The following is a 24,154-nucleotide window of genomic DNA, read 5'->3' as shown; positions in this document are numbered from 1 at the left end:
ACCGCATCCCCACCGGAGTATCGCAATGTCCAGGATCAACACCCGTAACCCCGTCGGCATGCTCGGCGTCGCATTGGCAGGCATGGTCCTTGGCGGCTCCGCGTTCGCCATGGAACCACTATCACAGGGCTACATGCTGGCTGCCAGCCATGCCGCCGCCGAAGGCAAGTGCGGCGAAGGCAAGTGTGGTGAGGGCAAGTGCGGTGAAGGCAAGTGTGGCGGCGCAGCCAAGGCCGACACTTCGGCAGCGAAGAAGACCGCTGAAGGCAAGTGTGGCGAAGGCCAGTGCGGCGATGCGCGCTTCGCTTCCGCCGACACCAACAAGGACGGCCTGGTCTCCCGCGCCGAATTCGTCGCCGTGGTTCCCAACGGCGAGGCGATCTTCAAGTCGAAGGACCCCAACAACGACGGCTTCATCTCCGAGCTGGAGGCCTACAACAACGTCAAGGCCGCCTTTGACGCCAATGGCAAGCCGATGCCGCGCGGGTTGTTCGCCGACATTCCGGAGTAATCAACGGTTTCCCCCTGCGCCCCCTCACCCCCTCCCCCTTGGAGGGGGCGCCTTTTTCCTGAACCGGGCGGCGTGACAACGAGCGAACGCCAGCACGCGTATTCATGGCCTGACGATCGCCGTACTTTCCCACTCATCGAGGCATGCGACATGAAGAACCTGCACACTGCCGCCGTTCTGGCTGCGCTCCTGACGAGCACCCCGCTGATGGCGGCCGATACCCAGACCGGCATCAAGCGCCACGAAGCCCTGCGCCATGACTTCGACGCCACTCGCGAAGCCGTGCAGGTCCGCGTCGACTTTCCCCCGGGCACCACGTTCGGCATGCACACGCATCCGGGCGTCGAGATTGCGTACGTGCTGGAAGGCACGCTGCAGTACTCGTTCGAGGACAAACCGGCCGTGACGCTGAAAGCCGGCCAATCGTTGTACATCCCGGCTGGCCAGCCACATGCCGCACACAATCCAGGCAAGGTGCCGGGCGCGGAACTGGCGACCTACCTGGTTGAAAAGGGCAAACCGATCGTGGTGCTGCGCTCCAAGCCATGACGGCATCGTGCGGCGCCGCTTACGATGCGGCGGCCGCCTCGATCACGGCCAGGTCGAGCTTGTGCATCGGCAGGAACGCCTGCGTGACCCGATCGATCACGGCCTGGTCGCCCGAGGCCAGGATCTCGTCCATCAGCATCGGCGTGATCTGCCATGACAGCCCAAAGCGATCCTTGCACCAGCCGCACTGCTCCGCTTCGGGCACGCTGGACAGCTGCGCCCAGTAGCGGTCGATCTCCGCCTGGTCACGGCACGTCACCACGAAGGAGATCGCTTCATTGAAGCCGAAGCCGTGCGGATGCCCACTGTCCATCGCCGCAAACCAGGTTTCGCCCAGGCGGAAATCCGAGAACATGACGGTGCCTTCGCGATCCTGCGGCAAGCCGGCGGGATACCTGGCCATCCGCCCCTCAGCGGAGTCGTCGAAGACCGAGCGGTAGAACGCGCCCGCCTCTTCGGCCTTGCCGTACACGTCGCCGGTGAACATCAGCGACGGCACGATCGGCGGCCTGGGTTCGCCGCCGGCATCGGTCAGGATCAATTGCCACGACACGCCGTAGCGATCCTGCACCCAGCCAAAGCGCTCGCTGAAGGGATACGCATCCAGCGGCATCAGCGCCTGGCCACCTTCGACCAGCGCCGCCCACAACTGGTCCAGCTTCGAGCGCGCGTCCGGATCACGAGACGGATCGAAGTTGACGAAGAACGACACCGACGGGTTGAACTTGAACAGCGGCCCGGCGCTGATCGCCAGGAAGGGCTGGCCCTGCAGAGTGAACGACACCACATCGCAATCGCCCGATGGCGTATTGCGCAGCACTGTCATGGAATCGATCTTCGAATCCGGGAACACGGAGCAGTAGAACGCGGCCGCTTCCTTCGCCTGCTTGTCGAACCACAGATGCGGCGTGATCGGTTTCACAAGGGACATACCTAACCTCCTTGGCGACGCTCAGGTCGGGCTTGCGCTTACAGCCGGTCTGCGTCGATGACGGCCTTGGCGAATGCGTCCGGATCCTCCTGCGGCAGGTTGTGGCCGATGCCGCCGGTGATAAGGCGATGCTCGTACTTGCCGGTGAAGCGCTTCGCGTACGACTCGGGCTTGGGATGCGGCGCGCCGTTGGCATCGCCTTCCATCGTGATCGTCGGCACGCTGATGGCCGGGAACTGGGCGAGCCTGGCCTCCAATGCGTCGTACTTGGCTTCGCCCTGGGCCAGGCCGAGGCGCCACCGGTAGTTGTGGATGACGATGTCGACATGGTCCGCATTCTCGAACGCCGCCGCGCTGCGGTCGAAGGTCGCGTCATCGAATGCCCATTTCGGTGACGCCAGCTTCCAGATCAGCTTGGCGAAATCGTGGCGGTTCTTGTCGTAGCCCTGGCGTCCACGCTCGGTGGCGAAGTAGAACTGGTACCACCATTGCAGTTCGGCCTCCGGCGGCAACGGCACCTGCCCGGCCTGCTGGCTGCCGATTAGATAGCCACTGACTGCCACCAGCGCCTTCACCCGCTCCGGCCAGAGTGCCGCGACGATGTCGGCCGAGCGCGCGCCCCAGTCGAAACCGGCAACGACCGCCTTGCGAATGCCCAGTGCATCCATCAGTTGCACAACGTCCTCGCCAAGGGCTGCGGGCTGCCCGTTGCGAAGCGTATCGGGCGAAAGGAAACGCGTGGTGCCGTATCCGCGCAGGTACGGCATGATCACGCGGTAACCCTTTTGTGCCAGCAGCGGCGCCACGTCGACAAAGGCGTAGATGTCGTAAGGCCAGCCGTGCAGCAGGATCACCGGTGGGCCCTTCTTCGGGCCGGCCTCGGCGTAGCCGATTTCAAGCAGGTCGGTTTTCACTTGCTTGAGCGGGCCGAACGAGGCGTGCTGTGCGCGAGTGGGCGCCGCGGCATCGGGTGTCGGCTGCCCGCCTGCGGCCACGTGCGCCGACAGCAGCGGCGCCACTGCTGCTGCACCAACGGCCGTGCCCATCAGGCGGCGACGAATCGGGTCATGGCTGGCTTCGGTCTTGTCCATCTGGATCTCCGTGCACTGAGGGGGGAGCTCAATCGAGACGCTCGATACTTTCGCCCAGACGCACCCATGGGTGCTGCCGTACCGCATACACCGACACCTGCGGCGTCGGAAATCCAGGATCCGCGAACGCTCCAACGGGAATCGCGACCACGTCGGGAATCGCGTCCATCAGATAAAAAACGGTGGCGCCACATTGCGGGCAGAAATGAAACCGGGCCGAAGTTCCTTCGTCGCCGACCAGCACGAACTCGGTGCTTTCACCGGTGATGGCGACCGCGTCGGCCGGGAACCGGGCCTGGGCCGCAAAGACACTGCCGGAACGCCTCTGGCAGTTCAGGCAATGGCAAACGGAAACGCGCAGCGGTTCGCCTCGCGTGCTGACGCTGAGCTTCCCGCAACTGCATGAAGCGAACCGGTCGGTCATGACGTCCTGCCACCTGGCGCATGGAGGAACTGCGTCGGCAAACATAACAGACCGCCATTCGGTCCCGCGCGATGACTCGGCGGGACCGTTGGGGGCTTCAGGGAGCGTTCGCGCCCGGATTGGAAGGCAGCGGCGTCAGCAATGGCTTGTCGCCGTCATTGAGGATCCATACCAGCAGCTTGGCCGGCTTGGTGTTGCTGGCATTTCGCGACACCAGGTGGTCGATGCGCGGCGTCTCGTACCAGGACTGGCCCGCGCTGTAGGTCACGGGTGCCTCGCCTTCAAGCTGCGAGATCACGGTTCCTTCCAGCACGTAGGCGATCGCCGAGCCGGTGTGCACATGCGGGATCGACTTCTGCCCGGGTGCGTACTCCACGGTGAAGAACAGCGCCTTCTTGCCAGGTGCGTCGGACAACGCGTGCTCCTGCAGCATCGTGATCTTCTCCTGTCCATCGGCCGCCGGGCCATGCGCCGATGCGGACGTTGCGACGCCGCCGAGGGCTGCCAGCAGGACGAGTGTCGGGATACGGATGTTCATGTCGTTTGTTGCCTGTCTTGGTTGGTTCAGGTGGCGGAGACGGAGCGGAACCCGACCGCGAGGCGGTTCCAGCCGTTGATGAGATTGATGGCTACGGTCAGGTTGACGCGCTCGCGCTCGTCGAACTGGCTGCTGAGCCACTCGTAATCGGCGTCCGGAGCACGCGTCTGCGACAGCAGGGTCAACGATTCGGTCCAGGCCAGCGCGGCGCGCTCGCGGTCGCTGAAGAACGGCGACTCGCGCCATACCGCGACTGCATGGAGGCGACGCTCGCTTTCGCCGCGCTTGCGTGCGTCGCTGCTGTGCAGGTCGACGCAATAGGCGCAGCCATTGAGCTGCGACGAGCGCAGCTTCACGAGCTCAAGCAGGGGCGGCTCCAGGCCGAGCTTGTTGACGGCGGCCTCGAGGGCGAGCATCGCCTTGGCGGCATCCGGTGAGGCTTTGTAGAAGTCGAGACGGGGTTGCATGGGGGAAAGTCCTGTTGGTTGGGTGCCGCCATCCTATGGGCCGATGACGGCGCGCAAGGACACCAATTCCGAACTTCTTGGGGGACCACTTCACAGACCACCTGGCGTAACGGGTTGACCGGGAACGAACACCGGCTCGGGTACATTTGCGGTTCCGCCGCCCTCCCCCTTTGCCAACCCGCGGGCCCCATGGAATTGCATGTAGTGATCGAAGGCACGCGCGGCCTGGCTGACCAGATCCACGGCCAACTGCGCGATGCCATCCGCTCCGGTCGCCTCGCCGCCGGGCAGCAGTTGCCGCCTTCGCGCCTGCTCGCCGACCAACTCGGGGTTTCGCGCAAGACTGTCGCGCAGGCCTATTCGAAGCTGACGCTCGACCGCCTGATCGTCAGCCAGGTCGGCGCCGGCACGTTCGTGGCATCGCGCCTGCCGCAGCGATCGCGTCCACTCGCCCAGGAAGACCTGGCGGGAAGCGCGGTCGCCCGGCATTGGCAAGGCGTGGAGACGCCACTTCGACATCCGGTGCCCGAGGCGCGCCTGCGCTACGAGTTCATTGCCGGTGCGGTGTCCAGACGCCTGTTTCCTGAAGCCGAGTGGCGCCAGTGCGCACTGCATGGCCTGCGCCGCAGCGCGGCGCAGCGCGGGTTCTACGCGGAACCGGAAGGCCTGATCGAGCTGCGCGACGCGGTCAGCCGGCATGCCGGCTTCAGCCGCGGCGTCGATTGCCGCGCCGACGATCTGGTGATCACCAGCGGCGCGCAGCAGGCGCTGGACCTGGTCGCGCGCGTGCTGATCGTGCCGGGCGCCATCGTTGCAATGGAGGAGCCCGGCTACCCGTTGGCACGAATGCTGCTGGAAGCGCAGCAAGCGCAAGTCGTGCCGGTGCCGGTCGATCCGGAGGGACTGTGCGTTGACCAGATCCCCAATGGCACGCGACTGATCTACACCACGCCGACCCATCAGTTTCCGCTTGGCATGCCGATGAGCGCACCACGGCGACACGCGCTGCTCGCGCGCGCCCGCGAACTGGGCGCGATAGTCGTGGAAGATGACTACGACAGCGAGTTCCGCTACGAAGGAAGCGCGCTGGAACCCCTGCAGACACTGGACCAGTGGGGCCTGGTGGCCTACGTCGGGACGTTCTCCAAGTCACTGTCGCCGGAGCTTCGCCTCGGTTATGCCATCGCCCCGCCGGCATTGCGCACGGCGCTGGTGAACGCAAAGCACCTCTTCGACTGGCACACGCCGACGATGCTGCAATGGTCGCTGGCACGATTCATGGCCGAGGGGCACCTGCTCAAGCACATCCGTCGCTGCCACGATGTCTTCAGTGAGCGCCGCGAACGGCTGCTGGCGCGCCTGGCCGGCGACCTGTCGCCCTGGCTGGAGCCGTTGCCCGCGATCGCGGGCTATCACATGGCCGTGATGTTGCGGCCGCCGCTGGACGCACTTCAGGTATGCCAATTGTCGCGGCGCGCGGAAGTCGGGCTGTATCCGCTCGATGACTGTTACCGGACGCCTGGTCACCCACAGGGGCTGCTGGTCGGCTTCGGCGCCATCGAGACCGAGGATATCGACCCGGCACTCGATCGCGTCCGCACCGTGCTCGAGCAGTTGACCGGTTGATAGGTAGCGCACGCTGACTGGGGCTTTCGCATTGCCCGGTTCGACGTTCGCGCAACTCCAGGTGGCAACGGCATGGACCGTTCCACCAGCACCACCTGTTACCACCAGGGACGGACGCTATAACTACGACCACACCAGTCCACGTTCTGAGTATCCCGTCATGTCCTTCCCCACCGTCTTCAATCCGGCCGCCAAAGACCCCGACCCTGCCGAGACCCGTGACTGGCTGGATTCGCTCAGCGCCGTCCTGCAGCACGGCGGTTCCGAACGCGCGTCCTACCTGCTGGCGCAACTGAACGCACGCGCCCGGCGCGACGGCGGGGTCATCGACTTCACCACCACCACCGACTACGTCAACACGATCCCGGTGGACCAGCAGGCCGCCAGCCCCGGCGACCCTGTCCTCGAGAAGCGCATACGCGACATCATCCGCTGGAATGCAATGGCGATGGTCGTCCGCGCCAACCGCAAGCCCGGAGAGCTAGGCGGGCATCTGGCCAGCTTCGCGTCGTCGGCCACGCTCTACGAAGTGGGCTTCAATCACTTCTGGCGCGCTCCCAGCGACACGCACCCGGGCGACCTGATCTTCACCCAGGGGCATTCGAGTCCAGGCATCTACGCGCGCTCGTACCTCGAGGGTCGATTCGATGAAGCTCAGCTGGACCTGTTCCGCATGGAAGTCGAAGGCAAGGGTCGCGGGTTGTCGTCCTACCCGCATCCGTGGCTGATGCCCGACTACTGGCAGGTCGCCACCGTTTCGATGGGACTGGGACCGATGCAGGCGATCTACCAGGCCCACTTCTGGCGCTACCTGGAACAGCGCGGGTTGATGCCGGCCAGCGATCGCAAGGTCTGGGCGTTCCTCGGTGATGGCGAACTCGATGAGCCCGAGACGGTCGGCGCGCTGGCGCTGGCAGGTCGCGAACGTCTCGACAACCTGGTGTTCGTGGTCAACTGCAATCTGCAGCGACTGGATGGACCGGTTCGCGGCAACGGCAAGATCATCCAGGAGGCCGAAAGCACTTTCCGCGGCGCCGGTTGGAATGTCATCAAGCTCATCTGGGGCAGCAAGTGGGATCCGCTGCTCGCCAAGGACGAAGACGGCGAACTGCGGCGCGTGATGATGGAAACCGTCGACGGCGAGTACCAGTCGTACAAGACCCTGGGCGGCGACTACACGCGCGAGAACTTCTTCGGCAAGAGCGATTCCACTCGCCGGCTCGTCGAGGGTCTTTCAGACGCCCAGATCAAGTCGCTCAATCGCGGTGGCCACGATCCGGCCAAGGTCTTCGCCGCTTACCACGCCGCGGTGAACACCAAGGGCGCGCCCACCGTCATCCTGGCCAAGACCGTCAAGGGCTATGAGCTCGGTGAAGGCCTGCAGTCGCAGAACGCCAGTCACAACAAGAAGAAGATCGATACGGACACGTTGCGCAACGTCCGCGATCGCCTGTCGATCCCGATTCCCGACGACCGCATCGAAGAGCTTCCCTACTACCACCCCGGCCCCGAGTCGGCCGAGGTTCGCTACCTGAAGGAACGCCGCGCGGAACTCGGCGGCAGCCTGCCGCAGCGTCGACGTCGCGCCTCCGGGCAGCTGGTCGCACCGCAGCTACCCGCGTTCGATGCGCTGCTGCAATCCAGCGGCGATCGCGAGATCAGCACGACGATGGCGCTGGTGCGCAGCATCAACATCCTGTTGCGCGACAAGCAGGTCGGCCCGCGCGTGGTGCCGGTCATCGCCGACGAGGCGCGCACCTTCGGCATGGAAGGCCTGTTCCGACAGATCGGCATCTATGCACCCTTCGGCCAAGCCTATACGCCCAACGACTCTTCGCAGCTCGTCTACTACCGTGAGGCCACCGATGGACAGGTGTTGCAGGAAGGCATCAGCGAAGCCGGCGGCATCAGTGCATGGATCGCGGCGGGCACCAGCTACAGCGTCAACGATGTGCCGATGTTGCCGTTCTTCCTCTATTACGCGATGTTCGGCTTCCAGCGCGTCGGCGACCTCGCCTGGGCCGCGGCCGACATGCGCACGCGCGGCTTCCTGATCGGTGGCACCGCCGGCAGGACCACCATCAATGGCGAGGGCTTGCAGCACGAGGACGGCCATTCGCACCTGATGTCGGGCGCGATCCCGAACGTGGTGTCCTACGATCCCACATTCGCCTACGAGGTCGCGGTCATCGTCCAGGACGGCGTGCGCCGGATGATGCAGGAGCAGGAGGATGTCTACTTCTACCTGACGGTGATGAACGAGGCCTACCAGCATCCGGCGATGCCCGACGGTGCTGCCCAGGGCATCCTGCGTGGCATGTACCTGTTGGCTCCGGCCACCGCCGTGGCCGGTGACGCGCCACGCGTGCAACTGCTCGGTGCCGGTACGATCCTTCGAGAAGCCACCGCCGCTGCCGAGATGCTGGGCAAGGACTTCGGCATCGCCGCCGACGTGTGGTCGTGCCCCAGCTTCTCCGAGCTTCGCCGTGACGGCTTCCAGGTCGAACGCTGGAACCGCCTGCATCCCGAGCAGCCCGAACGCGTGCCGTACGTCACCTCGCTGCTGGCCGACCGTCCGGGGCCGGTGATCGCCGCAACCGATTACGTGCGCGGCGTCGCCGACCAGATCCGCGCGTTCATCCCGTCCGGCAGGCGTTACACGGTGCTGGGTACCGACGGCTTCGGCCGCAGCGATACCCGCGCCAACCTGCGCGCCTACTTCGAAGTAGACCGTCGCTGGATTGCCTACGCGGCCATCGAAGCGCTGGTGCGCGATGGCGTCCTTCCCACGTCTGCTGCCGCCAGAGCCAGGGACCTTTACGGCATCGACACCGACAAGACCGAGCCAGCACTTGGCTAGGAGCGACCGCCATGCCGTCCACCTTCTCCGTGCAGAACGTGCTGCCGCATCAGGTGTCCTACACCACCCACGGCTTCGAGCAACCATGGACGATGCAGAACTATGAGCGCGTGGGTGGATGGCAGGCCTGGCGCGACATCATCGCCCGACGTCCCGACCCGGCAGGGCTGATCGAGCAGATCAAACTCAGTGGCCTGCGCGGTCGTGGCGGTGCGGGCTTCAACACCGGGCTGAAGTTCTCGTTCATGCCACGCGACGATGCCGGGCCGAAGTATCTGATCTGCAACTCGGACGAAGCCGAGCCAGGCACCTGCAAGGACCGCGACCTGCTGCGGTTCAATCCGCACGCGGTCCTGGAGGGCCTTGCGATCGCGTCGTACTGCACCGGCGCAAGCGTGGTCTATCACTACCTGCGCGGTGAGTTCCACCACGAGCCGTTCGAGCGGACCCAGCAGGCGACCGAGGAGGCCTATCGTGCCGGCCTGCTCGGTACCGGCGTCCTCGGCAGCGACATCGACGTGCAGATCCACAACGTCCTGGGCGCGGGCGCGTACATCGCCGGCGAGGAGACCGGATTGATGGAATCGCTGGAAGGCAAGAAGGCCCTGCCCCGCTACAAGCCGCCGTTCCCGGCGGCGTTCGGCCTCTACGGCCGGCCCACCACCATCTGCAACACCGAGACGTTCGCGTCGCTGCCGGCGATCATGCGCAACGGCGCCGAGTGGTTCCTCGGCATCGGCAAGCCCAACAACGGCGGCCCCAAGATCTTCTCCGTCAGCGGCCACGTCGCGCGGCCGGGCAACTACGAGGTGCCACTGGGCACGCCGTTCGCGGACCTGCTCGCGCTGGCCGGTGGCATGCGCGAGGGGCGCAAGCTGAAGGGCGTGATTCCGGGCGGCACGACCATGAAGGTCATCCCGGCCGATCAGGTCATGCAGATCGACATGGATTTCGACTCGCTGCGCCAGGCCGGTTCCGGCCTGGGCTCAGGCGCCGTCATCGTGATGGACGACACCACCTGCATGGTGAGTGTCTGCCATCGGATTTCGCGCTTCTACATGTCCGAGTCGTGCGGCCAGTGCACGCCGTGCCGGGAGGGTACCGGCTGGATGTACCGGTTGCTCGACCGCATCGTCAACCGGAAGGCCACCCGCGACGACCTGGACCGGTTGGCGGAAGTGTCGCGACACATCGAAGGACACACCATCTGCGCATTCGGCGAGGCCGCTGCCTGGCCCGTGCAGGGATTCCTGCAACACTACTGGCCGGAATTCGAATTCTTCGTCGAGCACGGTTACTCGATGGTCGACGCCGCTCAGGGGCGTGCTGCCCAGGGGCGTGCGAGCCCGACGTGATCGATGGCGACGATCAGCCGGGCTGCCTTACTTTCTGCTCCGCGCGGCTGCCCAGCCAGGCACGGATGTCGTCGCCGTAGTCCTGGCGCGCCTTGCCGCCGATGGCATCGGCGAGGTCGGCAAGCGAATGCTCCGCCAGTGACCGGCGCATGTGCTTCTCGGCTTCGAGCATGACGGCGTGGATCGAGCAGGTTCCCGTCGTCGCCCACCGCGGTGCGCGACCCTGGAAGATCGCGCAGTTGCCGCGGATGTCGTTGCACTCGAACAGACTGCGCTTGCCGTCGATGGCCTCGACCACGTCGAGCACCGAAATCGACGCCGCCGGGCGTGCGAGCGCAAAGCCACCCCGGACCCCCTCGGAGGCATTCACCAGGCCGGCGCGACGCAACTTGGTGAACACTTTCGCGAGGAAGTCCGCAGGCACGCTCTGCAACTCCGCCAGGTCGCGGACCGAGGCTTCATGGGCACCATGTGGCGGCCCCACCAGGTAGGTCAGGCAGTGGAGGCCGTACTCGACACCGGTGGTGATGAAGCTCACCGGCCGGTCACCGGACGTCTTCGACCTGGTCGATCCAGGCGCCGTATCCGGCCGCTTCCATCTCCTCGAGCGGAACGAAGCGCAGCGACGCCGAGTTGATGCAATAGCGCAGGCCGCCCTGGTCGCGCGGACCATCAGGGAAGACATGGCCAAGGTGGCTGTCGCCGCTGGCCGAACGCACTTCGGTGCGGATCATGCCGTGCGTGGTGTCGCGCAGCTCCTTGACGTTGGCCGGACCGATCGGCTTGGTGAAGCTCGGCCAGCCGCAGCCGGAATCGAACTTCGCCGACGAAGCGAACAGCGGTTCGCCCGAGACGATGTCGACGTAGATGCCGACCTTGTCGTTGTTCAGGTATTCGCCCGTGCCCGGACGCTCGGTGGCGCCTTCCTGGGTCACGCGGTACTGCTCAGGGGTCAGCTTGGCGATGGCTTCTGGGGTCTTGCGGTAGTCGCTCATGGGGGTCTCCTGGGCGGATTTGGACGTGCCTACGAGATGGGGGCGCCGGCAGCGAGTCCAATGCGCGGCGAGCGGGGATTTTGTAACCCAATGTATCGGCGACGGCCACCTTTGAGGGCTACCCGCGGGAGTATGTGCCACGCGTCTGTCCACCGCCTCGCCTTCACGTCTGCACAACGTCGGCTGGCGCCAGAGTCGCGCCGACCCCCGAGGCGAACCAGCGGATCGAGCACGATGGGATGCTCTGCGCGGAGCGACCGGGCAGTCGCTCCAGCGCATGACTGCAATCACGAGAAAGATTCGCAGCGACCCGAGGAATTTTCAGCTCCCGAACAAACGCCGCATTACTCATGCCGTTCCTAGACTGGACAGCCACTACCAGCTCTCTGCAACGGACAATGACCACGCTTACCGAACAGATCGCCCGCACCTACGACGAGTTCCCGTACCTTTCTGCTGCGTTCCCGTCATCGACCCCTGAACATCTGCGCACCGTCGCGCACCTGTTCGGCCTCGACGCCCCCGCCCCGGAACGCGCCCGTGTGCTCGAGCTGGGGTGTGCCGCGGGCGGCAACGTGATCCCGTTCGCGGCACGTTACCCGAACGCCGAAGTAACCGGCATCGACTTGTCGCAGGTGCAGGTGGAGGCCGGACAACGCGCCATCGCCGCGATGGGATTGAAGAACGTAAAGCTGGTCCAGTGCAGCATCGCCGACCTGGACGAGAGCCTGGGCGAGTTCGACTACATCATCTGCCACGGCGTCTACAGCTGGGTGCCGCCGGAGGTGCAGGAAGCGATCCTGCGGGTTTCAGGCCAATGCCTGTCGCCGGACGGCATTGCCTACGTCAGTTACAACACCTATCCGGGATGGAAGGCCAAGGAGGTCGTGCGCGACGCCATGCTGCTGCGCGCTGACGGCCACACCGCTGCCGACGAGAAACTGGCCTACGCCCGCGGCATGATCGACTTCCTGCACGACATGGCGCCGCAGGACAGCGTGCTGGCGAAGATCATGGGCGACAACATCGACACGATCCGCAACGGCCGCGACTTCTACCTCGCCCATGAGTTCCTGGAACTGTGCAACTCGCCGTGCTACTTCCGCGACTTCCTCGGAAGCGCGCGGAAACAGGGCCTGGACTATCTGGGTGAGGCCCATGTCGCCAGCATGTTCGCCAGGAACTATGGTGAGGAACAGGCAAAGCTGATGATCGCCGAGTGCGAAGGCGACCAGATCCGGCTGGAGCAGCTGCTCGACTTCATCGGTAACCGCACCTTCCGGCAGACGCTCCTGGTGCATGCCGACAAGACCGACAAGATCGTCTACCAGCTCGATGCATCGCGGATCTCGCGCCTGCACGTCGCAGGAAGCTACACGCCGGCGTCCGATGACGGCTGCCAGTGGTCCACCGCCAACGGACGCACGGTCACCGCCTCCAGCGACGTGTCGCAACTGCTGGTCAGCGCACTGAACAAGGCATGGCCGGGAACTGTGCCGGTAACGACGCTCGCCAAGGCGGCCAACGCGATCGCTCCGGGCGAGGAAGGAAAGAACGAACTGATTTCCTTCATAAGCGCTCTGATCGTCGGCAACGCGGTGCAGTGCCGCCTGGACCCTGTTCCGCTGGAATCGGCCATTGCAGCGCGCCCCAAGGTCGATCCCGCATTGCGCGCCCTGGCTGGCCTCGGTGCTGCCACGCCGGTCAAGCTGTTCAGCCAGTGGCACCAATCGGCCGAACCCGGCCTGGCCGAATCGTTCCTGCTGCCGCTGCTGGACGGGCGCAAGGATCGCCCGGCACTGGTGGCGGCGCTCGTCGCCGCAGTCGCCGAGCAGCGCTTCGTCTTCTCGGAGGGCGACCAGCCGATCGACGACCCGCAGCAGATCAACCGCCTTGCCACCGATGCGGTGACGCAGGCACTGGCCTGGTTGTCGAACAACGCCATGCTGGCGGGCACGTCGGGCTGACTCAGCTCTCCTTGGCCAACCGCACGGCAAACTCCCACGCAGCCCATTGAGCAGGAGCTACCGCACGACCGAGCCGATCCATTTCGCCAGTACGTCCAGCAGCTCCGCCATCACCTGCGAATCCTTGCGGCCGCTGCGTGCCGGCACATGGAAGGAGTGATCGGCATCGTCGAACAACTGCAATGTCGCCAGAGCCTGCAGCCGGTCCACCACCGGCTGCAGCAGCTCGAGGCTGGCCAGTTCATCGCGCGTGCCCTGCAGGAACAGCATCGGCACCGTGACCTGCGCCAGGTGATCGGCGCGATCGTCCGAAGGCTTGCCCGCCGGGTGCAACGGAAATCCGATGAACGCCAACCCGCGCACGCCAGGCAAGGGTAAGGCCGCCTGCGCCTGCGAGGTCATGCGTCCGCCAAACGACTTGCCGCCGGCAACCAACGGCATTCCGGGCAAGCGCCGCGACGCTTCCGCCACCGCCGCGCGCACGGTCGCCTGCGCCAGCTTCGGCGAGTCGGGCCGGCGTGAACCACGCTCCATGTACGGAAACTGGTAGCGAAGCGTCGCCACCGATCGCTCGGCCAACCCCTCCGCCACCGCGGCCATGAACGCATGGGTCATGCCGGCACCTGCACCATGGGCCAGCACGTAGCACGCGATTGCGCCGGCAGGTGCCTGCAACAGGCCCGAGACCTGCTCGCCTGATTCGACAACGATGCTCACCGGATCGGTCATGTCCCCCTGCCCTCCTGTACCGCCGCCAGCTCCATCAACGTCCGCGCATACTCCGGCGCGGTCGGTTCGTGCATGAAAAAGACATGGACATCCTCCCATGCCGTCGCGTTGAACCGCTCCACCCAGCCCGCCAGATCATGGCCGGAGTATCGCTCCAGGCGTAACCGCACATACCCCCACGACGAGGTTTCCAGCAGCGGTGGCGGTGTCGCGTCCTCGCGTTCGGACAGGCACAGCGTCGCGCCGGCGTCGCGCAATGCGGCGTAGACGTCGTCGTCGAACCAGCTGTCGTTGCGGAACTCGAACACGGCCCGATGGTCCGGCGGCAGCAATTGCAGGAAGGCGACCAGGCGTGGCAGGTCCTTCTTGAGGAACGGCGGCAGCTGGAACAGCACCGGGCCGCGCTTGTCGCCCAGCGCCCGCAAATGGTCGTAGAGGTAGGCCAGCGGCTGGCTGGCCTCGTCGGCTTTCAGTCGCGCCTCGTGGGTGATGTGGCGCGAGGCCTTGATCGCGAAGCGGAAGTGCTCCGGGGTCGCCTGCCCCCACTCCTCCAGCATCGACACCCTTGGCATCCGGTAGAAGGTATTGTTGATCTCGACCGTGGGCAGGCGCTGCGCGTACCAGGCCAGCATGGCGTCGGGCTTGATGGTCGCGGGATAGAAGTCGCCTTTCCATTCCTTGTAGGAATAGCCGCTCGCACCCACCAGCAGTCGTGCAGTCATGGTCCGAACCCTCCGGTGACCCGACATGGCAAAGCTCAGCGAATATTCCGCCAAGCGACGCTTCGAAGCCACCCCGGAGCCGCCTCCGGTGGCCGTCGAGGGCGGCAGCGGGCCGCTGCTGTTCGTCGTCCAGCAGCATCTGGCGCGGGCCCTGCATTACGACTTCCGGCTGCAGTGCGACGGCGTGCTCAAGTCATGGGCGGTGCCGAAAGGGCCGTCGCTGGACCCCGCCGAGAAGCGCCTGGCGGTGTTCGTCGAGGACCATCCCTACGACTATGCTTCGTTCGAGGGCGTGATTCCGCCGGGTCAGTACGGCTCGGGCGAGGTGATCGTGTGGGACTGCGGCGTCTACAGCCCCGACGAGGGCGGCACCGCGTTCCATGACCGTGCCCAGGCCGAGCGCCGAGTGCGCGAAGGCATCGACGCCGGCAAGCTGAGCATCCAGCTTCGCGGCGAGAAGCTCAAAGGTTCGTTCGCGCTGGTGCGCACCAGGGACCCGAAGACCTGGCTGCTGATCAAGCACAAGGATCGCTTCGTCACCACCGCCGATGTCACCACGCAGGACCGATCGGTGTTGTCCGGATTCGCCGTCCGCGACCTCAAGGTCGCACCGGTGCACCGCATGCCGGCGGAGCGACTCGCGCCGCACGGGGAACTGACCGCGATGCCGGAGAAGTTGCCGCCGATGCTCGCGGAGATCGGCGATGCACCCTTGCAGAATCCGGACTGGTTGTGGGAGCCGAAGCTGGACGGCTACCGTGCGCTCGCATTCGTCGACGGCAACGGTGTCCGCATCCGTTCGCGGCGCGGCCTCGAACTGGCCACGACATTCCCGCGCCTGGCCGCCGAGTTGCGCGAGCAGGCACACAGCGGCCTGATCCTCGACGGTGAGCTGGTGGCCTTCGACGGCAATGGCAAACCCTCCTTCAACGCTTTGCAGAACCGCTTCCAGCTCAAGGGCGAGCGCGAGATCGCCGCCGCCGATCGTGCCAGTCCCACCCTCTTCTACGCCTTCGACCTGCTGCACTTCGAAGGCATCGACCTGCGCCGGACGCCCTACCGCGACCGTCGCCGCTACCTCGCGCAATGCCTGCTGCCGTCGCCGCTGATCCACCTGGTGCATGCGGCCGAAGACGGCGCGGCGCTGCAGGCAGCCGCGCTCGCCAGCGGCTTCGAAGGCGTGGTCGGCAAGCACAAGGACAGCGTCTACGAAGCCGGCCGACGTTCACCGGCCTGGCTGAAGATCAAGCCGACGCACAGTGCCGAGTTCGTCATCGGCGGCTATACCCGCGGCAAGGGCGGGCGCGGGAAACTCGGTGCGCTGCTGGTCGGCTACTGGGACAAGGGCAAGCTGCGCCATGCCTCGCACGTCGGCTCCGGGTTCGACGAGCGCACGCTCAAGCAGGTGCTGGCACGACTGGAGCCGCTGCACAGCGACAGCTGCCCGTTCGCCGAAACGCCCTTGGTCAACGGCCCGGTTACCTGGGTCAAGCCCGATCTGGTCGCCGAGATCAACTACCAGCAGTGGACCGAGGACGGATCGCTGCGGGCGCCGACCTTCGTCCGCCTGCGCGACGACATTGAAGCGCGATCGGTCAAGCGTGTCGATCCGCTCGCGGTCGCGAGATCAATGAAGCGACGCAGCAACGCCGTAGCGCGCCCGCAAGCCAGTGGCGCCGGCGATATCCTCGCAGCGCTCGACAATCCGAAGAACGCCTTCGACCTGCCCGTAGGCGACCAGCGCATCCGCCTGACCCACCTCGACCGCGTCTACTGGCCCGCGGTCGAAGCCTTGCAGCAGCCGGCGCTGAGCAAGCGCGACCTGCTGCGCTATCTGACCCACGTCGCGCCGTTGATGCTGCCCCACCTTGCCGACCGGCCGCTGACGATGATCCGCATGCCCGATGGCATCGATGGCCAGCGCTTTTTCCAGAAGCACTGGAAGCAGGAGCGGCCGGACTTCGTGGAGACGGTGAACGTCTATTCGGCGCACAAGGACGAGGACCACGAGTACCTGCTGTGCAACAACCTGCCGACGCTGCTGTGGCTGGCACAGTCAGGCACGCTGGAGTTCCATGTCTGGCATTCGCGCGCACGTCCGGGGCCGGATGCGGTGTCCACGTCGACCGACTACGACAGCTCGCTGGAAGCGATGGAATCGTCGGTGCTGAACTACCCGGACTACGTCGTGTTCGACATCGACCCCTACATCTACTCCGGCAAGGAAGCCAAGGGCGCAGAGCCTGAGCTCAACACCGTCGCCTTCGAGAAGGGCAAGCAGGTCGCATTCTGGTTGCGCGAACTGCTGTTGGGCATGTCGCTGCAGCCGATCGTGAAGACCTCGGGCAAGACCGGCCTGCACGTGTTCGTGCCGATCCGGCGGACGCTCGATTTCGATGCCGCCCGACACGTGTCGGAACTGGTCAGCCGCCATCTCATGCGCCAGCACCCCAAGGACATCACCATGGACTGGAGCGTGCCCAAGCGCACCGGCAAGATCTTCATGGACCACAACATGAACGTGCGCGGCAAGACCTTGAACGTGGCCTACTCGCCGCGCGGCGAGCCCGGCGCACCGGTGTCGATGCCGCTGACCTGGGACGAACTGGCCGACGCGCACCCGCTCGACTTCAGGATCCCGGATGTGGTAAAGCGTCTGTCCCGCACGGGCGATCGCTGGAGCGACGCCCTGGAACGCAAGCAGGACCTGGCGAGCGCCCTGGCGGGTGGCCCCGCCTGACGTCCCTTCCGGAGGCAGTCATGGCTGCACGTTCGATTGCGTCGCTGACCGTTTCGTTCGGTCTGGTATCCATCCCGGTGAAGCTGTACTCGGCCACCGAGTCCAGCCACTCGATCTCCTTCAACCTGCTGCACAAGGGCTGCGGATCGCGCCTGAAGCAGCAGTACATCTGCGCGCGCGAGGAGATCCCGGTTGCGCGTAACGACATCGTGAAGGGCTACGAGTTCGCCAAGGACCAGTACGTCATGTTCACGCCCGAGGAACTCAAGGCGCTCGAGGAAGCCGGCACCCACAGCGCCGACATCACCGAGTTCGTGCCGATCTCCTCGATCGACCCGGTCTACTTCGACCGGGCCTACTTCCTGGCTCCCGACAAGGGCGGCGCGAAACCTTATGCGCTGTTCGCCAAGGCGCTGCGCGAATCCAAGCGCTGTGCGGTTGGCACCTGGGCGTCGCACGGCAAGCAGCACATCGTGATGATCCGCCCGGTCGACGATGGCCTGGTCATGCAGCAGCTGCTGTATGCCAACGAGGTCCGCTCGATCGGCGACCTCGACATCCCAAAGACCGACGTCCGCGATGCCGAACTCAAGCTGGCCCAGCAACTGATCGACCAGCAGGCCTCCAGCCGCTTCGATCCGAGTGCCTACAAGGACGAGGTCAGCGAGCGCGTGGAAGCGGCGATCCAGCGCAAGGTCGAAGGCGAGCAGATCACCGTGGCCGAGGAGCCCGGTGGCGGCGCGCAGATCATCGACCTGATGGAAGCGCTGCGCGCGAGCCTGGAGAAGAAGGGTGCTGCGCCCGCCGCCAAGGGCAAGGTCGCGACGCAGTCGGCGACACGCGCACGCAAGCCGCCCAAGCAGGCCGTCGAAGAAGAAGCCGCCCCGGCCAGGCGCAAGGCTGCTAAGAAGGCGAAGTAGCCGCACATGCACCACTACGGCATGCGTGATGTCGAAAAGCTGCTCCGCCTGCCCCGCAGTGCCATCCGTTCGCTGGTCACGGCGGGGTTCGTCGCGCCCACGCGCGGGCCGCGCAATGCCTGGCTGTTCTCGTTCCAGGACCTGATCGTGCTGCGCACCGCGCAGGCCCTTGCCGCGGCCAACGTGCCGCAGCGGCGGATCCTGCGCTCGCTGAAGGAACTGCGCAGCCGCCTGCCCGAGCAGATGCCGTTGTCGGGCCTGAGCATCGGCGCCATTGCCGACCACGTGGTCGTGCGCGAAGGCGGCAGCCGCTGGCATGCCGAATCGGGGCAGTACCTGCTCGCCTTCGAAGGTGATCCGGCGCAGGGGTCACTGCGGGTGATCGAACCGGTCCCGGCCGCTTCCGCCCTGCCCGACACCGGCGCCGGCGCCCACACCGAAGCTGATGCCGCCGAAGCCGCCATCGCCGCCTACCGGCGCGCCATTGCCGCCGAGCCGGCACGACGGGACGCACGCATCAACCTCGGTCGCCTGCTTCACGAACTGGGGCGGTTCGAGGAAGCCGAGCGCGTCTACCGCGATGCGCTCGCCAACGGCGACGACGATCCCCTGCTGTTCTACAACCTGGGCGTGCTGCTGGACGACATGGACCGCAAGCAGGAAGCGATCCAGGCGTATGAGGCCGCGTTGCAGGAGGACCCTGCCCTGGCCGATTGCCACTACAACCTGGCCTTGCTGCACGAAGCGCTTGACCAGCCGCGACAGGCCATCCGCCACATGTCGCAGTACCGGCGGCTGACGTCCTCGCGCGATTAGCCTTCGTCGCGCGGTGCAGGGAACGTGCCAGCGGGCCTACACATTTCCTCGGCATGGCCGGCCCTAAGGTTCGTGATCCCCCGCCGGAGCGAACTGGACCATGGCCATCTTCACCACGAAAGAAAACGTCGAGCTCTACTACAAGGATTGGGGCAGCGGCCCCGTGGTGGTCTTCTGCCACGGCTGGCCGCTCAATGCCGACAGCTGGGAATCGCAGATGTACCACATGGCCGACAACGGCTTCCGCTGCATCGCCCACGACCGCCGCGGCCACGGACGCTCCAGCCAGCCCTGGGACGGCAACGACATGGACCACTACGCCGACGACCTGGCGCAGTTGCTGGACCACCTGGACGTCAAGGACATCGTGATCTTCGGCTTCTCCACCGGCGGCGGCGAAGTGGCACGCTACATCGGTCGCCATGGCACCAAGCGGGTCAGGAAGGCCGGGCTGATCTCCGCGGTACCGCCGTTGATGGTCAAGACCGACGCCAACCCGGGCGGCTTGCCGGTGAGCGTGTTCGACGGCATCCGTGCCGGCCTCATCGCCAACCGCTCGCAGTTGTTCCTCGATATCCCCAGCGGTCCGTTCTTCGGCTACAACCGCCCCGGCGCGAAACCGTCGCAGGGCGTGATCAACGCCTGGTGGATGCAGGGAATGATGGGTGGCCACAAGAACACGCACGACTCGATCAAGGCGTTCTCGGAGACCGACTTCACCGAAGACCTGAAGAAGTTCGACGTGCCGACGATCATCATCCATGGCGACGACGACCAGATCGTTCCGATCGACGCAGCTGCACGCTCGTCGGCCAAGCTGATCAAGGACGCCAAGCTGGTCGTGTACCCGGGCGCTCCGCACGGAATCACCGACACGCACAAGGACCAGCTCAACGCTGATCTGCTGGCGTTCGCGAAGTCCTGACACGGTGGGCCGGCGCGACCGCAATCGCGCCGGCCTCACTCCTCCTCTTCTTCCTCTTCTTCCTCATCGCCACCGACACCGCCCTTGTGCAGCGCCTGCGCGGCGATGAGGACGAAACCACCGACCAGGCCGGCGTGCTCGAGGAAGGCATTGAGCGTGTGCACGCGCTCCATTCCGGCCATCGTCCAATACTTGTGCCCGATGGCCGTGGCGATGATGGTGAACAACGCCAGCACGATCGCTCCGCCCGCCCGCCAGCGGCCGTGGCAGAACAGCACGGCCAGGCACCCGCCCAGCTGCACGACGATCACGATGGCCGCGTACAACGCCGGCGGCACCATTCCGAAATGCGCTTGCTCGGCGACTGCGCCGGGGAAATCCAGCAGCTTCGACACGCCGCTCCAGGCATAAGGCAGGCACAGGCCGATACGGCCCAGCCACCACCAACCCTTGGCAACGTGCATGAGGAACTCCTCAGCGGCTTCCTGCCTCCTCCAACGCCGAAGACCGGCAAGACCGGGCTTGCTGGTCCAGCGGCGCCCTGTCGTCACACCGGCTTAACGCAATCCGCCCCTCATCATCAATCGCTGCGGTCCGCCCACGGGGCCTTCTCGAACTTTCGTACGAGGTGATCGATCAGCACCTGCACGCGCGCCGGACGCACGCGACCGGGCGGCGTCACCACGTGCAGCGCGATCGGCGGCGGCGACCAGTCCGGCATCACCACTTCCAGCTTGCCGGCCTTGATCTCGCGCCACACCAGGAACTCCGGTTGCAGCGCCAGCCCCTGCCCCGCGAGCAATGCCGGATTGATTGCCTCGGCATTGTTGACCCGCAGCGGTGCCTGCACGCTGATCGAGAAATCGCCATGGCGGCGGTGCTGGAAACGCCAGGCATTGCCGAAGCGCGACAACGTGTAGAACAGCGCGCTGTGGTCGGCCAGCTCACGCGGATGCCGTGGCCGGCCGCGTGCGTCGAGATACTCCGGCGTGGCTACCAGCAGCACGCGGACACCGCACAGCCGGCGCGCCAGCAGGCTGGAATCGGCCAGCGCCGAGATCCGCAGGGCGAGGTCGAAGCCGCCACCGACCAGATCGGCGAAGCCGTCGTCGAAGTCCACTTCCAGGGCGATATCGGGATAGCGACGCATGAACTCCGGCAGCACCGGTGACAGATGCGCCACGCCGAACGACATCGGCACCGCCATGCGCACCAGCCCGCGCGGACTGGTGGCCTGCGCGGTGATCTCGGCTTCGACCGCCTCGCCTTCGGCGAGGATCCGGGTGGCGCGCTCCAGTGCGCCGCGACCGCTCTCGGTCAGCGACATGCGCCGTGAGGTTCGGTGGAACAGCACCGTCTTCAGCCGCGTCTCCAGCCGGGTTATGGCTTTGGACACGGTGGCCTGCGACAGGCCCAGGTCGGTCGCCGTGCGGGCGAACGAGCCGGTTTCGGCGACCTTGGCGAAGATCGCCCAGGCTTCCAGGTCGGGCAGCTTCTGCATGTCAATTTTGGAAACGATACTTTTCGATTGGTTCCATTCTAAACCTGTTCCGAAACGCCTATCTTGCCGGTCAACCAAATTCCCTACCGGGTAACCCCCACAGGAGCTGCACCATGATCGAGCGTCGCCCCTTCAACGGCCTGGGTGGAGCCAACCACGGTTGGCTCGACGCCAAGCACCACTTCTCCTTCGCCAGCTACCACGACGCCCAGCGCATGGGCTGGGGTGCGCTGCGGGTCTGGAACGACGACACCATCGCCGCCAACACCGGCTTCCCGCCGCACCCGCACTCGGACATGGAGATCATCACCTACGTCCGCGAAGGCGCGATCACGCACCAGGACAACCTGGGCAATCGTGGCCGTACCGAGGCCGGCGACGTGCAGGTCATGAGCGCTGGCACCGGCATCCAGCACGCCGAGTACAACCTCGAGCCTGGCACGACCCGGATCTTCCAGATCTGGATCATCCCGGACCAGCGTGGCGGCGCGCCGACCTGGGGCGCCAAGCCCTTCCCCAAGGGCGACCGCGCCGGACGCTTCGTGGTCCTGGCCAGCGGCGCGCAGGGCGATGAGGACGCACTGCCGATCCGTGCCGATGCCCGCGTGCTCGGCCTGACCCTGGCCGCCGGTGAAACTGCGCAGTACGAACTGGGCGAGGACCGTTTCGGCTATCTGGTCCCCGCCAAGGGCGTGGCCGAGGTCAATGGTGTCCGCGTCGAGGAACGAGACGGCGCGGCCATCCGCAACGAGCGCACGCTCACCGTGACCGCGCTGGAAGACGTCGAACTGGTGCTGGTCGACACCGCCGCCTGACGACACCTGCGATGACGGCAACGATGCCGTCATCGCCTTTCGTGCGACCGCCAGCGCCCTCGCTGGCGGTTATGCTGCACCTGCCGGGCGGCCCTGCCGCCTCGTCCCGGGCCGGCTTCTGCCTTGCCCCGGTTGCACCTGTTTTGCGTTCCTTCCCATCGCAACTACAGACAAAGGTGTCGGCATGCTCAACATCACGCCTCTCGGCTGGGTCCATACCATTCTTGGATTGATCGCGGTGGTCGCCGGCTTCGCCGCGCTGATCGGCCATCGGCAGATCGACATGGCCTCAGGATCTGGCCGTGCGTTCTTCTGGCTCACCGCCGCCACCGCGGTGACGGGATTGTTCATCTTCCGCCACGGCGGCTTCGGCGTGCCACACGTGCTGAGCCTGCTGACCCTGGCGGTGCTGGCGCTGGGATGGTTCGGTGAACGTCGCGGCGCCCGCGGCGGGTTCTGGCGCCATGTCGCCGTGGTGTCGTACCTGCTCGCGCTGTTCTTCCATTTCATCCCCGGATTCACTGAAACGCTGATTCGCGTGCCGGTCGGCGATCCGTGGGCCAGCGGCATCGAGGACCCGCGCCTGCGGCAACCGATCGGCGCGGCCTTTGTCGTGTTCCTGGTCGGCGCGGTCTGGCAGGTGTTGCGCGTGCGGAGGCTGTCGGTGCGGTCGGGCTCCGGGGCTGACCTGGCCTGATCTGTCCTGACGTGGGCTGACTCGCCTGAAACGGCATTCACCGGTCGCCGACACTGTCCGCGTGACAGTCGGCCATCTGCCCCCGGCAGGTGAGGCCGCATGCAATGACACCACGCAGGTTGACCAGTCCCGAGCGCGTCGTCTTCGAAGACGCCGGGTTCACCAAGGGCGACGTCGCGGCGTATTACGCCGTCGTCGCCCGCTGGATGCTGCCAGGCGTGGTCGGGCGTCCGCTGTCGTTGCTGCGTTGCCCGGACGGCGCCGGACCCAGCTGTTTCTTCCAGAAGCATCACGCCGACTCGCTCGGTGCCGGCGTGCATTCGATCACCCTGGACGAGGTCTCGGGAACGGGCGAGTACCTCTACATCGATGATGTCGACGGCCTGCTCGACCTGGTGCAGATGAACACGCTCGAGTTCCATCCCTGGGGCTCTCGAACCAAAGATGTCGAACATCCCGATCGCCTCGTCTTCGATCTTGATCCGGACGAGGGGATCGCGTGGAGCGAGCTGAAGTCGGCCGCACGCGACATTCGTGACCGCCTCGCCGGTGTCGGCCTGCGCAGCTGGGTGCGCCTGTCCGGTGGCAAGGGCCTGCATGTCGTCGTCCCGGTACGGCCGAAGGCCGACTGGGCAGAGGCCAAGGCGTTCTGCGAGAACTTCGCCGGGCAGCTGGTGGCCGAAGCGCCGAAGCGCTTCGTCGCCACGGCATCGAAGGCCGCGCGCGAAGGGCGCATCTTCATAGACTGGCTGCGCAACACGCGTGGCGCCACCAGTGTCGCCAGCTGGTCGCTGCGCGCGCGGGCGGGTGCGCCGGTGTGCATGCCGTTGACCTGGGACGAGCTGTCGCGGGTGCGCCAGCCCGGCGCCTACGATCTGCGCAAGGCCACCCGGCGGGCGGATTCACTCAAGGAAGATCCGTGGGACGGCTTCACACGCGTGCGCCAGACCGTACCATCGGATTGACAGGCCTGTA

At 65.9% G+C, this 24,154-nt stretch carries 23 protein-coding genes and 1 pseudogene; 13 read left to right on the top strand and 11 right to left on the bottom strand.

The annotated features are described in order from the left end of the window. Positions 1–25: 25 nt before the first annotated feature. Positions 26–511: an HvfA family oxazolone/thioamide-modified RiPP metallophore gene (locus AC3A3Q_RS14625; RefSeq protein WP_487586930.1), complete on the top strand. Its 486-nt coding sequence runs from the start codon at positions 26–28 to the stop codon at positions 509–511. 150 nt (positions 512–661) lie between these two features. Then, complete coding sequence (locus AC3A3Q_RS14620; protein WP_487586929.1) at positions 662–1,060, top strand: cupin domain-containing protein; 399 nt, start codon at positions 662–664, stop codon at positions 1,058–1,060. A gap of 19 nt (positions 1,061–1,079) precedes the next feature. Here the strand turns inward: AC3A3Q_RS14620 and AC3A3Q_RS14615 are convergent, their stop codons facing one another. The 5 genes from AC3A3Q_RS14615 to AC3A3Q_RS14595 form a co-directional block, all read right to left on the bottom strand. Beyond that, the gene (locus AC3A3Q_RS14615; protein WP_487586928.1) at positions 1,080–1,991 is read right to left on the bottom strand and encodes a VOC family protein; all 912 of its coding nucleotides are present in this window, start codon (positions 1,989–1,991) and stop codon (positions 1,080–1,082) included. A gap of 38 nt (positions 1,992–2,029) precedes the next feature. Then, on the bottom strand, positions 2,030–3,082 hold the full coding sequence (locus tag AC3A3Q_RS14610) for an alpha/beta fold hydrolase (protein WP_487586927.1): 1,053 nt from the start codon (positions 3,080–3,082) through the stop codon (positions 2,030–2,032). A 28-nt stretch (positions 3,083–3,110) separates the two neighbouring features. Next, a complete protein-coding gene (locus AC3A3Q_RS14605) occupies positions 3,111–3,506 on the bottom strand; it encodes a GFA family protein (RefSeq protein WP_487586926.1) in 396 nt (131 codons plus the stop codon). Between the two features lie 97 nt (positions 3,507–3,603). Then, positions 3,604–4,044 carry a cupin domain-containing protein gene (locus tag AC3A3Q_RS14600; RefSeq protein WP_487586925.1) on the bottom strand — a complete coding sequence of 147 codons (441 nt, stop codon included), beginning with the start codon at positions 4,042–4,044 and terminating at the stop codon, positions 3,604–3,606. Between the two features lie 26 nt (positions 4,045–4,070). Next, positions 4,071–4,511: a carboxymuconolactone decarboxylase family protein gene (locus AC3A3Q_RS14595; RefSeq protein ID WP_487586924.1), complete on the bottom strand. Its 441-nt coding sequence runs from the start codon at positions 4,509–4,511 to the stop codon at positions 4,071–4,073. A gap of 189 nt (positions 4,512–4,700) precedes the next feature. Between AC3A3Q_RS14595 and pdxR the strand changes: the two genes are divergently transcribed. From pdxR to nuoF, 3 genes are all read left to right on the top strand, one after another. Further along, positions 4,701–6,137: a MocR-like pyridoxine biosynthesis transcription factor PdxR gene (gene pdxR / locus AC3A3Q_RS14590; RefSeq protein WP_487586923.1), complete on the top strand. Its 1,437-nt coding sequence runs from the start codon at positions 4,701–4,703 to the stop codon at positions 6,135–6,137. Positions 6,138–6,297: 160 nt separating this feature from the next. Then, positions 6,298–8,997, top strand: coding sequence for a pyruvate dehydrogenase (acetyl-transferring), homodimeric type (gene aceE / locus AC3A3Q_RS14585; RefSeq protein WP_487586922.1), 2,700 nt, complete (start codon positions 6,298–6,300; stop codon positions 8,995–8,997). Between the two features lie 11 nt (positions 8,998–9,008). After that, the gene (gene nuoF / locus AC3A3Q_RS14580) at positions 9,009–10,352 is read left to right on the top strand and encodes an NADH-quinone oxidoreductase subunit NuoF (RefSeq protein ID WP_487586921.1); all 1,344 of its coding nucleotides are present in this window, start codon (positions 9,009–9,011) and stop codon (positions 10,350–10,352) included. Positions 10,353–10,365: 13 nt separating this feature from the next. Here nuoF and AC3A3Q_RS14575 read toward each other — a convergent pair whose 3' ends face one another. Together AC3A3Q_RS14575 and msrB are read right to left on the bottom strand one after the other, a co-directional pair. Then, positions 10,366–10,890, bottom strand: a complete 525-nt coding sequence (locus AC3A3Q_RS14575) for an RrF2 family transcriptional regulator (RefSeq protein ID WP_487586920.1) — start codon at positions 10,888–10,890, stop codon at positions 10,366–10,368. Between the two features lie 7 nt (positions 10,891–10,897). Continuing rightward, on the bottom strand, positions 10,898–11,347 hold the full coding sequence (gene msrB / locus AC3A3Q_RS14570; protein WP_487586919.1) for a peptide-methionine (R)-S-oxide reductase MsrB: 450 nt from the start codon (positions 11,345–11,347) through the stop codon (positions 10,898–10,900). A gap of 398 nt (positions 11,348–11,745) precedes the next feature. On the opposite strand from msrB, the gene AC3A3Q_RS14565 reads away from it, so the two are divergent. Then, a complete protein-coding gene (locus AC3A3Q_RS14565; RefSeq protein ID WP_487586918.1) occupies positions 11,746–13,314 on the top strand; it encodes a methyltransferase regulatory domain-containing protein in 1,569 nt (522 codons plus the stop codon). Between the two features lie 57 nt (positions 13,315–13,371). Here the strand turns inward: AC3A3Q_RS14565 and AC3A3Q_RS14560 are convergent, their stop codons facing one another. Together AC3A3Q_RS14560 and AC3A3Q_RS14555 are read right to left on the bottom strand one after the other, a co-directional pair. After that, complete coding sequence (locus tag AC3A3Q_RS14560) at positions 13,372–14,043, bottom strand: alpha/beta hydrolase family protein (RefSeq protein ID WP_487586917.1); 672 nt, start codon at positions 14,041–14,043, stop codon at positions 13,372–13,374. Beyond that, positions 14,040–14,765, bottom strand: coding sequence for a DUF72 domain-containing protein (locus tag AC3A3Q_RS14555; protein WP_487586916.1), 726 nt, complete (start codon positions 14,763–14,765; stop codon positions 14,040–14,042). Before AC3A3Q_RS14555 ends, AC3A3Q_RS14560 begins: the two co-directional genes overlap by 4 nt. Before the next feature lie 25 nt (positions 14,766–14,790). Between AC3A3Q_RS14555 and ligD (AC3A3Q_RS14550) the strand changes: the two genes are divergently transcribed. The 4 genes from ligD (AC3A3Q_RS14550) to AC3A3Q_RS14535 all read left to right on the top strand — a co-directional run bounded on the left by ligD (AC3A3Q_RS14550) (position 14,791) and on the right by AC3A3Q_RS14535 (position 20,166). Then, on the top strand, positions 14,791–17,505 hold the full coding sequence (gene ligD / locus AC3A3Q_RS14550) for a DNA ligase D (protein ID WP_487586915.1): 2,715 nt from the start codon (positions 14,791–14,793) through the stop codon (positions 17,503–17,505). A gap of 20 nt (positions 17,506–17,525) precedes the next feature. Beyond that, positions 17,526–18,425 (top strand): non-homologous end joining protein Ku, encoded by a 900-nt coding sequence (ku, locus tag AC3A3Q_RS14545; RefSeq protein WP_487586914.1) that lies wholly within the window; start codon positions 17,526–17,528, stop codon positions 18,423–18,425. 21 nt (positions 18,426–18,446) lie between these two features. Beyond that, positions 18,447–19,241, top strand: coding sequence for a tetratricopeptide repeat protein (locus AC3A3Q_RS14540; protein WP_487586913.1), 795 nt, complete (start codon positions 18,447–18,449; stop codon positions 19,239–19,241). 100 nt (positions 19,242–19,341) lie between these two features. After that, positions 19,342–20,166, top strand: a complete 825-nt coding sequence (locus AC3A3Q_RS14535; RefSeq protein WP_487586912.1) for an alpha/beta fold hydrolase — start codon at positions 19,342–19,344, stop codon at positions 20,164–20,166. A 35-nt stretch (positions 20,167–20,201) separates the two neighbouring features. Here AC3A3Q_RS14535 and AC3A3Q_RS14530 read toward each other — a convergent pair whose 3' ends face one another. Then, a complete protein-coding gene (locus tag AC3A3Q_RS14530) occupies positions 20,202–20,630 on the bottom strand; it encodes a DoxX family protein (RefSeq protein WP_487586911.1) in 429 nt (142 codons plus the stop codon). Between the two features lie 116 nt (positions 20,631–20,746). Beyond that, positions 20,747–21,667, bottom strand: a complete 921-nt coding sequence (locus AC3A3Q_RS14525) for a LysR family transcriptional regulator (protein WP_487586910.1) — start codon at positions 21,665–21,667, stop codon at positions 20,747–20,749. Positions 21,668–21,780: 113 nt separating this feature from the next. Between AC3A3Q_RS14525 and AC3A3Q_RS14520 the strand changes: the two genes are divergently transcribed. The 3 genes and pseudogenes from AC3A3Q_RS14520 to ligD (AC3A3Q_RS14510) form a co-directional block, all read left to right on the top strand. Then, positions 21,781–22,482: a pirin family protein gene (locus AC3A3Q_RS14520; protein ID WP_200605176.1), complete on the top strand. Its 702-nt coding sequence runs from the start codon at positions 21,781–21,783 to the stop codon at positions 22,480–22,482. Positions 22,483–22,666: 184 nt separating this feature from the next. Beyond that, entirely contained in the window at positions 22,667–23,179 is a 513-nt protein-coding gene (locus tag AC3A3Q_RS14515) for a DUF2306 domain-containing protein (RefSeq protein WP_487586909.1), read from the top strand. 119 nt (positions 23,180–23,298) lie between these two features. Further along, a pseudogene (ligD, locus tag AC3A3Q_RS14510) lies at positions 23,299–24,144 on the top strand (non-homologous end-joining DNA ligase); the annotation flags it as partial. Positions 24,145–24,154: the final 10 nt, after the last annotated feature.

The organism is Lysobacter sp. Soil_C_59, from assembly GCF_057656415.1.
Note: the sequence above shows the minus strand (reverse complement) of the source record. Positions and strands in the feature narration are given on the sequence as shown.

Excerpts from the sequence above, each read along its gene's own strand:
- AC3A3Q_RS14625 (WP_487586930.1), top strand. The coding sequence starts at position 26 with ATGTCCAGGATCAACACCCGTAACCCCGTCGGCATGCTCGGCGTCGCA.
- AC3A3Q_RS14620 (WP_487586929.1), top strand. The coding sequence starts at position 662 with ATGAAGAACCTGCACACTGCCGCCGTTCTGGCTGCGCTCCTGACGAGC.
- AC3A3Q_RS14615 (WP_487586928.1), bottom strand. The coding sequence starts at position 1,991 with ATGTCCCTTGTGAAACCGATCACGCCGCATCTGTGGTTCGACAAGCAG.
- AC3A3Q_RS14610 (WP_487586927.1), bottom strand. The coding sequence starts at position 3,082 with ATGGACAAGACCGAAGCCAGCCATGACCCGATTCGTCGCCGCCTGATG.
- AC3A3Q_RS14605 (WP_487586926.1), bottom strand. The coding sequence starts at position 3,506 with ATGACCGACCGGTTCGCTTCATGCAGTTGCGGGAAGCTCAGCGTCAGC.
- AC3A3Q_RS14600 (WP_487586925.1), bottom strand. The coding sequence starts at position 4,044 with ATGAACATCCGTATCCCGACACTCGTCCTGCTGGCAGCCCTCGGCGGC.
- AC3A3Q_RS14595 (WP_487586924.1), bottom strand. The coding sequence starts at position 4,511 with ATGCAACCCCGTCTCGACTTCTACAAAGCCTCACCGGATGCCGCCAAG.
- pdxR (WP_487586923.1), top strand. The coding sequence starts at position 4,701 with ATGGAATTGCATGTAGTGATCGAAGGCACGCGCGGCCTGGCTGACCAG.
- aceE (WP_487586922.1), top strand. The coding sequence starts at position 6,298 with ATGTCCTTCCCCACCGTCTTCAATCCGGCCGCCAAAGACCCCGACCCT.
- nuoF (WP_487586921.1), top strand. The coding sequence starts at position 9,009 with ATGCCGTCCACCTTCTCCGTGCAGAACGTGCTGCCGCATCAGGTGTCC.
- msrB (WP_487586919.1), bottom strand. The coding sequence starts at position 11,347 with ATGAGCGACTACCGCAAGACCCCAGAAGCCATCGCCAAGCTGACCCCT.
- AC3A3Q_RS14565 (WP_487586918.1), top strand. The coding sequence starts at position 11,746 with ATGACCACGCTTACCGAACAGATCGCCCGCACCTACGACGAGTTCCCG.
- AC3A3Q_RS14560 (WP_487586917.1), bottom strand. The coding sequence starts at position 14,043 with ATGACCGATCCGGTGAGCATCGTTGTCGAATCAGGCGAGCAGGTCTCG.
- AC3A3Q_RS14555 (WP_487586916.1), bottom strand. The coding sequence starts at position 14,765 with ATGACTGCACGACTGCTGGTGGGTGCGAGCGGCTATTCCTACAAGGAA.
- ligD (WP_487586915.1), top strand. The coding sequence starts at position 14,791 with ATGGCAAAGCTCAGCGAATATTCCGCCAAGCGACGCTTCGAAGCCACC.
- ku (WP_487586914.1), top strand. The coding sequence starts at position 17,526 with ATGGCTGCACGTTCGATTGCGTCGCTGACCGTTTCGTTCGGTCTGGTA.
- AC3A3Q_RS14540 (WP_487586913.1), top strand. The coding sequence starts at position 18,447 with ATGCGTGATGTCGAAAAGCTGCTCCGCCTGCCCCGCAGTGCCATCCGT.
- AC3A3Q_RS14535 (WP_487586912.1), top strand. The coding sequence starts at position 19,342 with ATGGCCATCTTCACCACGAAAGAAAACGTCGAGCTCTACTACAAGGAT.
- AC3A3Q_RS14530 (WP_487586911.1), bottom strand. The coding sequence starts at position 20,630 with ATGCACGTTGCCAAGGGTTGGTGGTGGCTGGGCCGTATCGGCCTGTGC.
- AC3A3Q_RS14525 (WP_487586910.1), bottom strand. The coding sequence starts at position 21,667 with ATGCAGAAGCTGCCCGACCTGGAAGCCTGGGCGATCTTCGCCAAGGTC.
- AC3A3Q_RS14520 (WP_200605176.1), top strand. The coding sequence starts at position 21,781 with ATGATCGAGCGTCGCCCCTTCAACGGCCTGGGTGGAGCCAACCACGGT.
- AC3A3Q_RS14515 (WP_487586909.1), top strand. The coding sequence starts at position 22,667 with ATGCTCAACATCACGCCTCTCGGCTGGGTCCATACCATTCTTGGATTG.